At 71.4% G+C, this 15,420-nt stretch carries 11 protein-coding genes and 1 pseudogene; 5 read left to right on the forward strand and 7 right to left on the reverse strand.

Going from position 1 to position 15,420, the window contains the following annotated elements; all coding sequences use genetic code 11:
• Positions 1-22: 22 nt before the first annotated feature.
• From purM to purL, 4 genes are read right to left on the reverse strand one after another with little or no spacing between them, the layout of a single operon-like run.
• Complete coding sequence (gene purM / locus QM708_RS05670; RefSeq protein WP_415105240.1) at positions 23-1,090, reverse strand: phosphoribosylformylglycinamidine cyclo-ligase; 1,068 nt, start codon at positions 1,088-1,090, stop codon at positions 23-25.
• Complete coding sequence (gene purF / locus QM708_RS05675; protein ID WP_415105243.1) at positions 1,083-2,552, reverse strand: amidophosphoribosyltransferase; 1,470 nt, start codon at positions 2,550-2,552, stop codon at positions 1,083-1,085. Before purF ends, purM begins: the two co-directional genes overlap by 8 nt.
• A 41-nt stretch (positions 2,553-2,593) precedes the next feature.
• The gene (locus tag QM708_RS05680; RefSeq protein WP_415105246.1) at positions 2,594-3,163 is read right to left on the reverse strand and encodes a DUF4870 domain-containing protein; all 570 of its coding nucleotides are present in this window, start codon (positions 3,161-3,163) and stop codon (positions 2,594-2,596) included.
• Positions 3,164-3,165: 2 nt separating this feature from the next.
• Positions 3,166-5,424, reverse strand: a complete 2,259-nt coding sequence (gene purL, locus QM708_RS05685) for a phosphoribosylformylglycinamidine synthase subunit PurL (RefSeq protein ID WP_415105249.1) — start codon at positions 5,422-5,424, stop codon at positions 3,166-3,168.
• Between the two features lie 111 nt (positions 5,425-5,535).
• On the opposite strand from purL, the gene QM708_RS05690 reads away from it, so the two are divergent.
• On the forward strand, positions 5,536-6,516 hold the full coding sequence (locus QM708_RS05690; protein WP_415105252.1) for an N-acetylglucosamine kinase: 981 nt from the start codon (positions 5,536-5,538) through the stop codon (positions 6,514-6,516).
• Between the two features lie 51 nt (positions 6,517-6,567).
• Here the strand turns inward: QM708_RS05690 and purQ are convergent, their stop codons facing one another.
• The gene (gene purQ / locus QM708_RS05695; protein ID WP_415105255.1) at positions 6,568-7,248 is read right to left on the reverse strand and encodes a phosphoribosylformylglycinamidine synthase subunit PurQ; all 681 of its coding nucleotides are present in this window, start codon (positions 7,246-7,248) and stop codon (positions 6,568-6,570) included.
• Positions 7,245-8,427 (reverse strand): annotated as a pseudogene (locus QM708_RS05700) (phosphoribosylaminoimidazolesuccinocarboxamide synthase). The gene purQ and the pseudogene QM708_RS05700 overlap by 4 nt, the downstream one beginning before the upstream one ends.
• Positions 8,428-8,583: 156 nt before the next feature.
• Between QM708_RS05700 and QM708_RS05705 the strand changes: the two are divergent.
• Together QM708_RS05705 and QM708_RS05710 are read left to right on the forward strand one after the other, a co-directional pair.
• Entirely contained in the window at positions 8,584-9,774 is a 1,191-nt protein-coding gene (locus tag QM708_RS05705) for a PQQ-dependent sugar dehydrogenase (RefSeq protein WP_415105258.1), read from the forward strand.
• A 161-nt stretch (positions 9,775-9,935) separates the two neighbouring features.
• Positions 9,936-10,733, forward strand: coding sequence for a pseudouridine synthase (locus tag QM708_RS05710; RefSeq protein WP_415111295.1), 798 nt, complete (start codon positions 9,936-9,938; stop codon positions 10,731-10,733).
• 63 nt (positions 10,734-10,796) lie between these two features.
• Here the strand turns inward: QM708_RS05710 and QM708_RS05715 are convergent, their stop codons facing one another.
• Positions 10,797-13,439 (reverse strand): multicopper oxidase domain-containing protein, encoded by a 2,643-nt coding sequence (locus QM708_RS05715; RefSeq protein ID WP_415105261.1) that lies wholly within the window; start codon positions 13,437-13,439, stop codon positions 10,797-10,799.
• Between the two features lie 256 nt (positions 13,440-13,695).
• Here QM708_RS05715 and QM708_RS05720 point away from each other — a divergent pair, with 256 nt between their 5' ends.
• Together QM708_RS05720 and QM708_RS05725 are read left to right on the forward strand one after the other, a co-directional pair.
• Positions 13,696-14,340: a helix-turn-helix transcriptional regulator gene (locus QM708_RS05720; protein ID WP_415105264.1), complete on the forward strand. Its 645-nt coding sequence runs from the start codon at positions 13,696-13,698 to the stop codon at positions 14,338-14,340.
• 442 nt (positions 14,341-14,782) lie between these two features.
• The gene (locus tag QM708_RS05725) at positions 14,783-15,193 is read left to right on the forward strand and encodes a hypothetical protein (protein WP_415105267.1); all 411 of its coding nucleotides are present in this window, start codon (positions 14,783-14,785) and stop codon (positions 15,191-15,193) included.
• Positions 15,194-15,420 lie beyond the last annotated feature (227 nt).

Raw genomic sequence — 15,420 nt, forward strand, 5'->3', positions numbered from 1 at the left:
CGGGCGCCACGGCCGTCCGTCCTCAGGCGGAGGCGTGCTCCCCCACCACATCCACGCGGGCCGCTGCGCCGGACGCCGTCGCGCGGCCGAGCACCCAGGCGTCCAGCCCGCGCGCCGCGGATTCGCGCAGCAAGGCGCCCACGGACGCCTCCGGGGCCACCAGCACCATGCCGACGCCCTGGTTGAGGGTCGCCTCGATGTCGGGGCGGCTGACCGCCCCTACCGACTGCACCAGCGAGAAGATCGCCGGCGGCGTCCACGAGGACCGCTCGACGGTGACGGTGATGCCCTCGGGCAGCACCCGGACCAGGTTGTTGGCCAGCCCGCCGCCGGTGACATGGCTGATCGCGTGCACCTCGGCGGCCTCGATCAGGGCCAGGATGTCGCGGGCGTACACCGTGGTGGGCGTCAGTAGCGCCTCACCGAGGGTGGTGCCCAGCTCGTCGACGTGTCGCTCCAGCGACCAGCCGGCCTGCTGCAACAGCACGTGGCGCACCAGCGAGTAGCCGTTCGAATGCAGGCCCGAGGACCCCAGCGCGATGGCCACGTCGCCGGGGCGGACCCGGTCCGGGCCGAGGATCTTCGCCCGCTCCACCACGCCGGTGGTGGCGCCCGCGATGTCGTACTCGCCGGCGTCCAGCAGGCCGGGATGCTCGGCGGTCTCGCCGCCCAGCAGGGCCGCACCGGCCTTCTCGCAGGCGGCGGCGATGCCGGAGACGATCGCGGCGATCCGCTCGGGAACGACCTTGCCGCAGGCGATGTAGTCGGTGACGAACAGCGGTTCGGCGCCGACCACGACCAGGTCGTCGACCAGCATGCCGATCAGGTCGAAGCCGATCGTGTCGTGCTTGTCGAGGGCTTGGGCGATGGCGACCTTCGTGCCGACACCGTCGGTCGAGGTGGCCAGCACCGGATGCTCGAAGTTCTTCAACGCGCTGGCGTCGAAGAAGCCCGCGAAGCCGCCCAGGCCACCGAGCACCTCCTCACGCCGCGTGCGCGCCACGTGCGCCTTCATCAGTTCGACCGCGCGATCGCCGGCCTCGATGTCGACGCCGGCCGCCGCGTAGGCGGAGGTGGGCTGCTCACTCATCGTCGTCGCTTTCCTGCGCGATCAGGCGCATCTTCTCGGCCGTGCCCTCGGGCACGGGGATCGGGTACTGCCCGTCGAAGCAGGCCCGGCACAGGCGCCGCTTCGACACGCCACTGGAGGCGACCAGGCCCTCCAGGGAGATGTAGGCCAGCGAGTCGGCGCCGATCGAGCGGCAGATCTCGTCCACGCTCATCCCGGGCGCGATCAGTTCGGCGCGGGTGGCGAAGTCGATGCCGTAGAAGCACGGCCACTCCACCGGCGGGGAGCTGATCCGCACGTGCACCTCAGCCGCGCCCGCCTCGCGCAGCATCTTCACCAGCGCGCGCTGGGTGTTGCCGCGCACGATCGAGTCGTCGACGACGACGAGCCGCTTTCCTTCGATGATGTCGCGGATCGGGTTCAGCTTGAGCCGGATGCCCAGCTGGCGGATGGTCTGGCTCGGTTCGATGAAGGTGCGCCCCACGTAGGAGTTCTTCACCAGGCCGAGCCCGTAGGGAATGCCGGACGCCTCCGCGTAGCCGATGGCGCTCGGGATGCCCGACTCGGGGGTCGGGATGACCAGGTCGGCGTCCACCGCCGACTCCATCGCCAGGGTGCGGCCGATCTCCACCCGGACCGAATGCACGCGGCGTCCGGCGATGATCGTGTCGGGACGGGCCAGGTAGACGTACTCGAACAGGCACCCCTTCGGGTTGGCCTCGGCGAACCGCGCCGAGCGCAGCCCGCCGTCGTCGATGCAGATCAGTTCGCCCGGCTCCACCTCGCGGATGAAGGTGGCGCCGACGATGTCGAGCGCGGCGGTCTCGGAGGCGACCACCCAGCCGCGCTCGAGGCGTCCGAGCACGAGCGGGCGGACGCCTTGCGGATCGCGGGCGGCGTACAGCGCGCCGGCGTCCATGAAGGTGAAGCAGAACGCCCCTTGCAGCCGCGGCAGCACCTGGAGGGCGGCGTCCCAGGTGGAGCCCTGGAGACTAGCCAGCAACGCGGTGACCAGCCAGGTGTCGTTGGTGGAGTCCATCCGGTCCTTGGCGGCGACCCGGGCGTGTGCGTCGCGCTCGCGCAGCCAGGCCTGTAATTCGCCGGTGTTGGTCAGGTTGCCGTTGTGCGCGAGCGCCACTCCGCCGTTGGGGGTGGCCCGGTAGGTCGGCTGGGCGTTCTTCCACACCGACGCGCCCGTGGTCGAGTAGCGGTCGTGGCCGATCGCGATGTGCCCGGTGAGCGAGTTGAGGGTGGGTTCGTCGAACACCTGCGAGACCAGGCCCATGTCTTTGTAGACCATGATCCGGTCGCCGTCGCTGACCCCGATGCCGGCCGACTCCTGCCCGCGGTGCTGCAGGGCGAAGAGACCGTAGTAGGTGAGCTTGGCGACCTCCTCGCCGGGAGCCCAGACGCCGAAGACGCCGCATTCCTCTTTGGGCTTGGGGTCGCCGACCGGATCCAGCAGGTGCAGGGCGTGACTCACTGCAGCAGTCTACCCGGGCGAAGGTCCCCTTCGGGCCGCGGTCATCGAACGATGCGCAGGCTGACCGGATAGCGCACCGTCCGGCCCGCGGCCGCGTGCACGGTCGCCCACAGCCGGGCCACGATCCACAGCACCCACACGGGCACCACCCACAGCACCGATCCGGCCGTCTGCAGCCCGGCGAGCGCGACCACCAGCATCACCAGCGCGATGGTCACCTCGAAGTTGAGCGACTCCTTGGCGTGCTCGCGCACCCGCGGATGGCTCTCGCCGACGGTGAGCAGCACCACCAGCGGCCCCAACCAGCTGCTGATCAGCGCCAGCCAGTGCGCGGCCGGAACCCAGAACCGCTCCGCACCGACGAGCCTGCGCGGCGCCTTCGGGTCGTACGGGGGCCACGCCGGCGTCGTGCCCGGGTGGGGCCAGGGCTGCGCCGGCGGCCACGGCGGCCCGGGCGTCTGGCTCCACGGGCCCGGGGCCTGCGCGCCATACGGCCCCTGCGGCGGCGTCCCGTGCTGCGGGTGCGGCTGACCGTAGGATTGCTGCGGCTGCCCGTACGGCGGCGGATAACCCGGCGGCGCACCGTAGGGCGGCTGCGGCTCTTGGGTCATGATCAGTGGGCGGTCATCGCGTCGCGGATCGGCGCCTCCCAGCGCGCCCGCACCTCGGCGAGGCCGAGCGTGAACTGGCCGCGCACCTCGATCACCGGCTCGGCGACGACCTCGCCCAGGCGCTCGATGGGGACGCCGTGCTCGCGGCACAGCGTCTCGAACGCGGCGTAGTGCTCGGCGGAGACCGACACCAGCCCGCGGGCGGGCGACTCCGAGAACAGCGCGACCGTCGGGTCGCCCTCGGGCAGGGTGAGCGCGACGCCGAGGTTGCGGCGCAGCGCCGACTCGACCAGCGCCTGGGCGAGCCCGCCGTCGGCCAGATCGTGCGCCGAGCTGAGCAGGTGACCCTTCGCGGCGGCGATCATCACCCGGCCGAGCGCCATCTCGGCGTCCAGGTTCGGCTGCGGCGGCACGCCACCGAGATGGCCGTGCACAACGTCGGCCCACGACGAGCCCGACAGTTCTTCCTTGGTGTCGCCGAGCAGCACCACGGCGTCCCCGGCGTGCACGAACCCCATCGGAATCCGGTCGGCCACATCGTCGATCACGCCCAGCATGCCGACCACCGGGGTCGGATGGATGTTGGTGCCGTCGGTCTGGTTGTAGAAGCTCACATTGCCGCCGGTGACGGGCGTGCCGAGCGCCCGGCAGCCGTCCACCAGGCCCTTGATGGCCTCCTGGAACTGCCACATCACCTCGGGATCCTCCGGCGAGCCGAAGTTGAGGCAGTCGGTGATCGCCACCGGCTCGGCGCCCGTGGTGGCCACATTGCGGTAGGACTCCCCCAGCGCCAGCTGCGCACCCAGGTACGGGTTGAGCAGGCAGAACCGCGGGTTGTTGTCGGTGGCCAGCGCGATGCCGAGGCCGGACTCCTCGTCGAGGCGGATCATCCCCGAGTCCTCAGGCTGGGCGAGCACGCTGTTGCCGCGCACGTAGCGGTCGTACTGGTCGGTGATCCAGCTCTTGTCGCACAGGTTCGGCGAGCCGGCCAGGGCGAGCACCTGCACGCCGAGTTCGTCGCCGGACGCCGCCCGCGGCAGCTTCTCAGCGGCGTCCGCATTGAGGGCGTCGATCCAGTCGGGGCGGGCGATCGGACGCTGGTAGACCGGGCCGTCGTCGGCGACGGTGCGCGGGTCGACGTCCACGACGCGTTCGCCGTGGTAGTCGATCAGCAGCCGGTCACCCTCGATCACCTCGCCGATCACGGTGGCGAGCACATCCCACTTGGCGCAGATCGCCATGAAGGCGTCCACGTTCTCGGGGGTAACGACCGCCATCATCCGTTCCTGGCTCTCGCTCATCAGGATCTCTTCGGGCGACAGCGTCGGGTCGCGCAGCACCACCTTGTCGAGGTCGACGTGCATGCCGCCGTCGCCGGCCGCGGCCATCTCGGAGGTCGCGCACGAGATGCCGGCGGCACCGAAGTCCTGGATGCCGACGATCAGGTCGGCGGCGAACAGTTCCAGGCAGGCCTCGATGAGCAGCTTCTCCATGAACGGGTCGCCGACCTGCACGCTGGGCCGCTTGGCGGGGCCGTCGGCGTCGAAGGTCTCCGAGGCGAGGATGGAGGCGCCGCCGATGCCGTCGCCGCCGGTCGCCGAGCCGAACAGGATCACCTGGTTGCCCACCCCGGTGGCCGCGTTGGTGTACATGCCATCGTGGCGCAGGACGCCGACGCACAGGGCGTTCACCAGCGGGTTGCCGTAGTAGGTCTCATCGAAGATGACCTCGCCGCCGACGTTGGGCAGGCCGAGGCAGTTGCCGTAGCCGCCGATGCCGGCCACCACGCCGGGCAGCACGCGGGCAGTGTCGGGGGCGTCGAGGGGGCCGAAGCGCAGCGGATCCATCACCGCGATCGGGCGGGCGCCCATCGCGATGATGTCGCGGACGATGCCGCCCACGCCGGTCGCGGCGCCCTGGTAGGGCTCGACGTAGCTGGGGTGGTTGTGCGATTCGATCTTGAAGGTAACCGCCAGCCCGTTGCCGACATCGACCACGCCGGCCTGCTGGCCGATGCCCGCCAGCAGAGGCCCGCGCGGGGTGTGCGGCTCGAGCACGCCGAAGCGGCGCAGGTGCACCTTGGAGGACTTGTAGGAGCAGTGCTCCGACCACATCACCGAGTACATCGCCAGCTCGCAGCCGGTCGGGCGGCGCCCGAGGATCTCGCGGATGCTCGCGTACTCGTCCGCTTTCAGCCCGAGTTCGGACCAGGGCTGCGAGGCGTCCGGGGTGGCAAGGGCGTTTTCTACGGTGTCGACCACGCACACAATCTAGCGCGAGACGGCGCGGGCGGGCGCCGGTGCCCGAGCGCGCCCGGCCATCTTTCCTCGCCGGTTCGCCCCGCCGCGGGCGCCCCGCAGGTAGTCTGGGGAATGTCGCGGGCACGCCCGTCATCGGGCGGGCCACGAAAGGGGTTTCCGTTGGCTGACAAGGTTCGTCTCGCACTTGATGTCGGTCAGACATCGACCAAGTGGCGTATGTCCGCCGCCACCGGCGGTGCTGGTGTGCGCGCCGAGGGTAGGGCCGCCGGCGTCAACACGGCCCAGCCGCTTCCGCAGCAGTGGCGGGCGATCGTCGACAGCGTCGTGGCCCAGCAACCGGGCATGAGCGTGGATTCGGTCGCGATCGGATCCTCAGGGCTGGGCCGGGAGACGGCGCACGACCTGATGTGCCTGGTCGCCGACGACGGCGTCCACCACATCATCGTCGCCCACGACTCCATCACCTCCTACCTGGGCGCGCTCGGCGATCAGCACGGCTGCGTGATCGCGGCCGGCACCGGATCGATCTGCCTGGCCGTCGGCCCCGATCACTGGGCCCGCGTCGACGGCTGGGGCCACCTGCTCGGCGATGCCGGTTCCGCGTACTGGATCGGGCGCACCGGCATGGAGGCCGCCCTGCGCGGTCACGACGGACGCCGCCAGATGACCGCGCTCACCGGCGCGTTGACCGACCTGTATCCCGACCTCGAGCTGGCCTACCTTGACCTACAGTCGGCACCCGACCGGGTGGCGCGGATCGCCGCGTTCGCCGAGACGGTGGCCGCGATGGCCGAGTTCGACCGGGTGGCGGGCAACATCCTCGACAAGGCCGCCGCACACCTGTCCGAGGCGGTGCAGGCCGGCATCCGGCGCGCGCACCTGCACGGGCCGGCCGCGCCGAAGGTCGCCGCCCTCGGCGGGGTGTTCGCCTCCGACCGCGTCCTGCGCCGGTTCACCGAATACCTGACCCTGCACTGGCCCGAGTTCGCGCTCACCGAGCCGATCGGCACCGGGATCGACGGGGCGGACGCCTTGTTCGATCTGCCGCCCGGCCATCCGCTGTTCCCCCAGCTCTCGATCGCCGAACGCTAGACCGCCCGCCACGGCGAACCGTGACGGGCGGGGAAGTGTTGCTGGAGCGGTTCAGCGGGCGGCGGCCACCACGAAACCCATCACGCTGTCGAAGAAGAGGCGTCCGTCGGTGGAGGGGCCGGTCAGTTCCTCCACATTGTGCTCGGGGTGCGGCATCAGGCCGACGACGTTGCCGCGCTCGTTGGTGATGCCGGCGATGTCGTTCATCGAGCCGTTCGGGTTGACCTCCAGATAGCGGAAGACGACCTGGTTCTCGCCCTCGAGGCGGGCCAGCGTCTCGGCGTCGGCGATGTAGCCGCCCTCGCCGTTCTTCAGCACGATGGTGATCTCCTGGCCCTCGGTCATCGCGCAGGTCCAGACCGTGTCGCGGGTCTCGACGCGCAACTTCTGGTCGCGGCACACGAAGGTGCGCACGTCGTTGCGGATCAGCGCGCCGGGCAGCAGGTGCGACTCGCACAGCACCTGGAATCCGTTGCAGATGCCGAGCACCGGCATGCCCTTGTTCGCCGCATCGATGACCTCGGTCATGATCGGGCTGAACCGGGCGATGGCGCCGCAGCGCAGGTAGTCGCCGTAGGAGAACCCGCCCGGCAGGATCACCGCGTCCACACCCTCCAGATCATGGGAGGCGTGCCACAGCGGCACCGGCGTAGCGCCCGCGAGCGAGACCGCGCGCGCGGCGTCGTGATCGTCGAGCGAACCGGGGAAGGTGACGACGCCGATGCGGGTCACTGCTGTTCCACCCGCACGTCGAACGCCTCGATGACCGTGTTCGCCAGCAGCTTCTCGGCCGCCTCGCGCACCTGATCGAGCCGCTCGTCGGTCAACTCGCCTTCGACCTCGACCTCGAACCGCTTGCCCTGGCGCACGGTGAGGCCATCGAAACCGAGGCGCCTGAGCGCGCCGGTGACGGCCTTGCCCTGCGGGTCAAGGATCTCGGGCTTGGGCATCACGTCAACGATCACTCGCGCCATGCCCGCGATCCTATCCGAACCGGCCGGCGCGCCGAGCCGGCCCATCTCAGTTGAACGGACGCCCGGTCAGCCGGGTGTACGCCTCCACGTAGCGATCGCGGGTGGCCGCGATGACCGACGCCGGCAGCGGGGGCGGCGCGAGGTCGGAGCTCTTGTCCCAGCCCGACTCGTGCGCGAGCCAGTCGCGGACGAACTGCTTGTCGAAGCTGGGTTGCGCGCCTCCGGGCCGCCACTGCTGGGCGTCCCAGAACCGCGACGAGTCGGGCGTGAGCACCTCGTCGGCGAGCACGAGGGCGCCGTCGGGGCGGCGCCCGAACTCGAACTTGGTGTCGGCCAGGATCACGCCCCGCTCGCTGGCGATCTGCTCGGCGCGCTCGTAGATGGCCAGCGAGGTGTCGTGGAGTTGCTCGGCGGCGGCGAACCCGTGCAGATCGGCGATGGTGCTGAAGGGCACGTTCTCGTCGTGTTCGCCGAGTTCGGCCTTGATCGCGGGGGTGAAGATCGGCCCCGGCAGCCGGTCGCCGTCGCGCAGACCCTCGGGCAGCGGGATGCCGGTCACGGTGCCCGACTTCTGGTATTCGGCCCAGCCCGAGCCGGTCAGATAGCCGCGGACGACACATTCGACCGGGATCATCTCCAGGCGCTCGGTGATCACCGCGCGGCCCTTCACCGGGGCCGGCACCTCGGTGGAGACCACGTGATTCGGGACCACGTCGGCGAGTTGCTCGAACCACCACAGGCTCAGCCGGGTCAGCACCGCACCCTTGTCGGGGATCGTCGAACTGAGCACATGGTCGAACGCCGAGATGGCGTCCGTCGCCACCATCAGCAGCCGGCCGGGAGCCCGGTCGCCGGGATCCTCGGCGTCGGGCAGCGCGTAAAGCCGCCGCACCTTGCCGGCATGGACGAGCGGGAGGTCGAGGCCATAGTCGTCGATCACGCGTCGATCCTAGTGTGCGGGCCCGGCCGGACAGCAGCCTCGGTCCGGTGGTCGAAATCTATGTCCAGTTCGCCGGGGGTCGTTCGCGACAAGGGGCGATGCGCGCGGGCGTGAATCTGGAATGGGATTTCGACCATCCGGTAGCGTCGAGCCATGGGACGACCTCTCGCTTCGGCCGCCCTGGCGGCGGCCCTGGCCACGCTGAGCGCCTGCACGGGCTCCGCCCCGACGCCCGCGCCGAATCCGGCCTCGATCCCGGCATCCTCACCCTCCGCACTCTCCTCGCCGGCTCCGGCGCCCGGTGGGCGCCCTTTCGCGGTCACGGCTCAGGATCAGTTCGGCGATCCGTGGGCGATGAGCTTCCTGCCCGGTACCCGCTGGCTGGCGGTCACCGAACGCACCGGCACGCTGTGGCTGCGCGACCAGGACACCGGCGCCCGCGTCGAGGTGACCGGAGTGCCCGCGGTGGTCGCGGCCGGGCAGGGCGGCCTCGGCGACGTGGTTCCCGCTCCGGGTTTCGCCGAGAACGGCCTGCTCTATCTGAGCTGGGCCGAGCGCGGCGACGGTGGCGTGGGGGCCGCGGTCGGCCGGGCCAGGCTGGTCGCAGACGGGGCGACCGCCCACCTGGAGGGGCTGTCGGTGATCTGGCGCCAGGCCCCGAAGACCGACGGCAGCGGGCATTTCAGCCACCGGATCGCCTTCTCCCCCGACGGCGCGCACCTGTTCGTGTCCTCGGGCGACCGGCAGAAGATGGAGCCCGCGCAGGATCTCGGCACCACGCTGGGCACCATCGTCCGGCTGACGCCCGAGGGCGCGCCCGCGCCCGGCAACCCGTTCGCCGATCGCGGCGGGGCCGCCGCCGAGATCTGGAGCTACGGTCACCGCAACCCGCTCGGGCTCGCCTTCGACACCGACGGGCGGCTGTGGAGTACGGAGATGGGCCCCCAGGGCGGCGACGAACTCAACCTGATTACCCCGGGCGCGAACTACGGCTGGCCACGGGCCTCGCAGGGCTCGCACTACGGCGGCCGCGCGATCCCCGATCATGCAGCCGGTGACGGCTTCATCGCCCCGGTGGCCTGGTGGAATCCGTCGGTCTCGCCGGGTTCGCTGCTGATCTACTCCGGCGACCGCTTCCCGGCCTGGACCGGCGACGCGTTCGTGGGAGCCCTGTCGGGCCGGGCGCTGATCCGGATCGACCTGGACGGTGAGCGCGCCACGATCGCCGACACGTGGGATCTGGCCGCCCGCATCCGCGCGGTCGCCCAGGCCCCGGACGGCTCCCTGTGGCTGCTCGAGGACGCGCCGAGCGGACGCCTGCTGCGCCTCGACCCGGCGGGGTGACCACACCGAGACACCGTGCCAGGATGGCCGGATGAACCACGCCGCCCGCGGGAGACGGCGTTCGCCGTTGCCCCAGCAGCACGGGCTGGAACGCCGTCTGGGTGCGCACCCCCGCCCGCGTCGGCGACGAACCCGCGCCCTGGCCGACCCTGGACGCCTTCCTGCGCGACCGGCTGCCCGCGCGCGTCCCGGTGGAGCACTGGCTGGCCGAGGGCCGGTTCGTGGACGCCGCGGGCACCCCGCTGGCGCCTGGTGCGCCGTACACCCCGGCGACGTTCGTGTGGTTCCACAAGGACCTTCGCCCCGAGCCCGCGTTCCCCGGCGAGGTGCCGGTGCTGTATCGCGACGAGAGGATCGTCGTGGTCGACAAACCGCACTTCCTCGCCACCACCCCGGGTGGGATGCATGTGCGCGCGACCGTGCTGATCATGGTGCGCACCGCGCTCGGCCTTCCGGAGCTCGCCCCCGCGCACCGGCTGGACCGGCTCACCGCGGGCGTCCTGCTGTTCACCACCACGCGCCAATGGCGCGCCACCTACCAGCGGGTGTTCCAGGAGCGGGCCGCATCCAAGACCTACGAGGCGCTCGCGCCCGCCCTGCCCGGGCCGTGGCCACGCACGGTCCGCAACCATCTGGTGAAGCCGCGCGGCAGCCTGCAGGCGATCGAGGCGCCGGACGCCGCACCGAACGCGGAGACCCAGATCACCCTGGTCGAGTCCCGCGGCGACCTGGCCCGGTACCGGCTCGAACCGGTCACCGGCCGGACCCACCAGTTGCGCGTACACCTGGCCGGACTCGGCGCGCCGATCCTCGGCGATCCCCTCTACCCGGCAGTCTCGGACGCCCCCGAGGATCCGGCCTCGCCGCTGCGCCTGGTCGCCCGCACCCTGGCCTTCACCGATCCGGTCGACGGCGTGCCGCGATCGTTCGCGTCCCGGATCGCGCTGGACTGGCCCTGACCATCCGGGCCATCACGGCCCTGCAGGCGCGGGCCGCTCGCGGACGATCCTCGCGGGAGGCTGTCATTCGGTGACGGCGACGATGCCGTGGGCGCCGCGTTCGGCGTCCACCATCGCGTGCGAGACCACCGCGTAGTGACCGGCCTCGGGGAAGGTGAGTTCGACGAAGCCGCCCTGGGCCGGCGCGAGCGGCAGCACCTGGGCGCCCGTGCGCGGGTCGCCGCGCAGGGTGTAGGCGCCCTCGGTCCAGACCGTGTCGAACTGGCCGCCGACGATGTGGAAGGCGCTGGCCCGGTTGGGGCCGGCGTCCAGCACCCAGAACCGGACCCGCTCCCCCACCTTCGCGGCGAAGGGCGCCAGGTCGTACTGGTTGGCGATGCCGTTGAAGACGACCCGGTCGGGGCGCTCGGCGTTCACCTTGTCGGCGTCCACCTCCTGGGCCTGCTCGGCCGTGGTGGCGGCGTTGGCGAGGAAGACCTCGGACTGCACCAGGGCGTAGCTGCGGTCGACGGGCGCCAAGCCGTCCGGTTCGATGATCACCGCGCCGTGCATGCCCGCGGCGATGTGGGTGCTCATCGGCATCGTCGAACAGTGGTACATCCAGATGCCGGCCCGCTCGGCGGTGAAGCGGTAGACCAGGCTCTCACCAGGGGCGATGGTGCGCATCGGCACGTCGGGGGCGAGCGCGCCGGCGTGGAAGTCGATCGAATGCCCGATGGTGCCGTCGTTGATCAGGGTGACCTCGAACACGTCGCCGACCCGCCCGTGCAGCACAGGGCCGGCGCTCGCGCCGTTGTAGGTCCAGCGGGTCTGCCACAGTCCGGGCGCCACCTCCAGCGGCGCCTCGGTGACGGTGAGGGTGACCTTGCGGACGCGGTCGCCGGACAGCGGCGGCAGCACCGGGTCGACCGTCCGGCTCACGACATCCGACGGATTGGGCGGAATGACCGCCCCGGTTCCGGACGAGGCACCGCTCGTTCCGGCATGCAGGGCATGCCCGGCGGCGGGATCGTTCGGGGTTCCCGGCTCCGGGACGCTCGCGCCGGGGGCGCCTTCGACGACGACCTGCAGCGTCATGCCCATCTGGCGGTGGCCGGCGACCGAGCACCAGCCCTGGGTGGAGGCGGCCATCACGCCGGCGTCCAGCTCTGTGGTCTCGCCCGGGAACAGCCGGGCCGTGCGGGCGGCGCCGATGATCAGGTCGTGGGACATCCGCGGGTCCGCGTTGCGGACCACCACGATCAGGCGGTCGCCCGCGGGAACGGTGATCCGGTTGGGGATGAACGCCACGCCGTCGGCGACCACCTCGACGCGGGTGGTGCGCCCGGTGGGCGCCACCGTGGCCCCGGCGCCGGCGCCCGGCAGGACGATCCCGGCGGCGGTGGGGTCGAGGCCGATGCCGAGCCCGGCGGCCAGCGCCAGCGCGGTCAGCCCGCCGACGAGTTGCCGCGACGACCACACCCGGGGTTCGGCGACCTCGGGTGCAGGCGCTCCGGTCGCGATGGCGCGCCGCGCCCGCGCGGACGCCTTCGCGCCGCCGATCAGCAGCGGCAGGAAGGAGGCCAGCGCGACGAGCCCGGCCGTCGAGACGGTCACCTTCACCCAGGACGGCACCGGCAGCAGGAACAGCAGCAGCCCGGCATTGATCACCACCAGGCGCCCGGTGGCGGCGCGGTCGAACCAGGCCCGCCCGGCACGCACCACCGACGGCCCGCCGCCCATCACCGACGGCACCAGATAGGACAGCGCCCCGGAGAGCAGTTGCGCGGCGAATCCGGCCGCGAACACCCCGGCGACGGTGGGCACGGCGTCCGCGAGCGCCGCCCACGAACCGGCCGAGACCAGCAGCCAGCCGACCCAGACCAGCCCGACGCCGCCCCAGCTGAGCGCGGCGAGCACGGACGCCGGCGCGAACTCGCGCAGCCCCTTGGCGCGCAGCGGCCGGGCGAGCGCCCGCCCCCACCACAGCAGTCCCAGCGCGAAGATGACCAGGCCCGCGACCGCGAGCGGACGCCAGCCCAACAGCGCGCCGGCCACGACGGTCGCGATGCCGCCGAGCTGGATCGGGAGCGCCTCGCGGGCGAGTTGCTCGGCACGGTCGTCCATGCGGGCGCGCAGCATCGTCGGCCAGAAGGTGACCAGGGTGCCGGTCACGGTGAGGCCGATCCAGCCGAGCAGGTTGGTGACCATGTGCGCGATGAGCAGGCGTCCGTGCCACTCCTCGGACAGCCCGAAGGCGAGCGCCACCCCGAACCCGGCGCCGATCGGCAGGCAGGCGGACGCCGCCACGTAGGAGTGGGTGACCACCCGGAACCGGTTGGGCAGCGCCCGGCGCAGCGTCGCGACGAGATGGGCGCCGTGCCAGCCGATCGCGACCGCGACCAGGCTCGCGCCGGCCACCACCAGCCACCACCATTGCCCCGGGACGCCGGCGAACACGGCCAGCGCGCCGAGGGCGTTGAGGCCGACCCGGGCGTCCTGGCGCCGGCTGGTGGACTCATCGGGCGGCGTGCGCAGCAGGGTGTGCGCGAAGTGCTCGCTCCACACCAGCGCCGAATGGGTGAGCGCGCCGAGCAGCACCAGGTGGATCATCAGCCAGGTGGACGCCTGCACCCACCGGTGCACCAGCGCGACGATGACTGCCGAGGCCAGCCAGACGATGGCGACATGGTCGCGCAGGCGGCGCCGCCGCGGACGCCGGCTCATCGGACCCCTCTGGCCCGCGCCCGGTTGATCAGGGCCGGCCGGCCGCCCGTGGCCGTCACGATCATCGGCGGAACCGGCCGGTCGGGGAAGGTCCGGACGGGACATCAGAGGTCTCTCCTCACTGCACGGGGCAGGGCGTGGCGGCGGACGGCGTCCGGGCGTGGCGGAGGGGTCGCCCCCAGGGTGAATTCGAGCAGGGCGACCCCTGATCAGATTGTTACATAGTTCTATGTATTTATTCCAGTAAGATTCACCCGTGACCTCGGATCCCACCCCTGAGGACTGGGGGCCCGCCCCCGTCCCAGCCGCGCCCGCGATGCCCGCCGCGCGCGCCCGGGTAGCGTCCGCGCTCGCCGAACTCGGCGGCACCGTCACCCTCGCCACCCTCGCCCGCCACCTCGGCGGCCACCCCAACGCCACCCGCGCCCACCTGGAACACCTGGTCGCCGACGGGCACGTCTCAGCCTCCCGGCTGCCGCCGGAGGGCCGCGGGCGCCCCGCGCTCGGCTACGCGCTCACCCCGTCGGGGCAGCGCAGCCTCGCCGGCGACCCCACCCGGGACGCCTACTCCGAACTGGTCTCCGCGATGGCCGCCCACCTCGCCGACGAACCGGACGCCGCCGGCCTCGCCCGGCGGATCGGCCGCGAATGGGGCCAGCGGCGCGGCGGACGCCCCTCGCGCGCGAACGCCCTCGCGATCCTCACCGACCTGGGCTTCAACCCGGCCGAGGACGCCGACGCCTTCCACCTGCGCTCCTGCCCGCTGCTCGGGGCCGCCACGGCGCACCCCGAGGTGGTCTGCGCGATCCACGCCGGCCTGATCGAGGCCGCCTCCGGCGAATCAGAAGTACGCCTGATCCCCTTCGCCGAACCCGGCGCCTGCCGCGTCGAGTTCGAATGACCATTCAGCCCCACCGAACCACGAGGGTTATCGGAACCTTCGTTTGGGGGAAGTGGTCCGACCACACCGCCCGGGCTAGTCACATTCGCCCGGGTTAGTCACACTCGCCCGGCATACCGCCCGGTGTAATCACTGTCGCCCGGGTAGGAAACCGGGCGACAGAGCGGAAACCGGGCGGCGTGCGGCACCTCCGACCAGAACGTCGGCATTCGCGACATCGCCTTGCTGCCACCGTGGTCACATCTGCCCGATTGGCTGGCGAGAAAGGGGCACCACGCGCATGCTGCAGCATGCGCCAGGCCGAGACCGTAGGACAGCAGAGAGTGGTGCGACACACGAGCCCGGAGGAGTCAATCAGGTCTCTGGTAAACTGGGGGTCCAACCTCCGCTGACTGCCGAGCACGCGCCAGCAGAGGATCACTTCCGGAGCAAGGAACTGAATATGACAACTGTCGACCGTACTGAGCTAATTCGCTCCGCATTCGAGGCAATGGTCCGCGAATTCGGAAAACCGAGCCGCCGGCCCATCCCGTACAGGAATCCGGCGGGTAGCACGGTGATGATCCCCATGCCTGACAACCCGGAGAATGACGAGATCCACCCGGTGTTCGTTCTCAGCCGCCACTTCCGCAGCCGTGACGACTACGAACGCGGTTACACGGAAAACCCCTACCGGGGAGATCACATCAGCATCCCGGCATACCTGGGGTTCTCACAGGAGATCGCGATCTTCGAAACCTCCTTCCACAAGGGGCAGGCGTTTATCGAGGTAGTGACTTTCCCGGAAGCAGACCGGGACTCGGCTCTCTACAAGGCCGCCTTGAACCTCCTAGATGCCGAAGAGACGCGCTGATCCGAAAAAGATCCCGGGGTGATAACGCAAACCAGCAGCCCCCGCGGCGGGCCGCAGCGGGGTTGGCCTATCTTCAGTTGATTGTGGGCGGCTCCATCTGGGTGTGTCGGGACAGGGACGGCTGCTCGCCCGGGGGGACCTGAGGTAACAGCGAATCTCGTGCTCGTGACCTGGCGGTCACGGCAACAGTGAAGGGCGCATGGCCGGTCCCCGCGTTCTGGCTAGTC

This window comes from Propioniciclava sp. (assembly GCF_047602245.1).
Taxonomy (GTDB): domain Bacteria; phylum Actinomycetota; class Actinomycetes; order Propionibacteriales; family Propionibacteriaceae; genus Propioniciclava.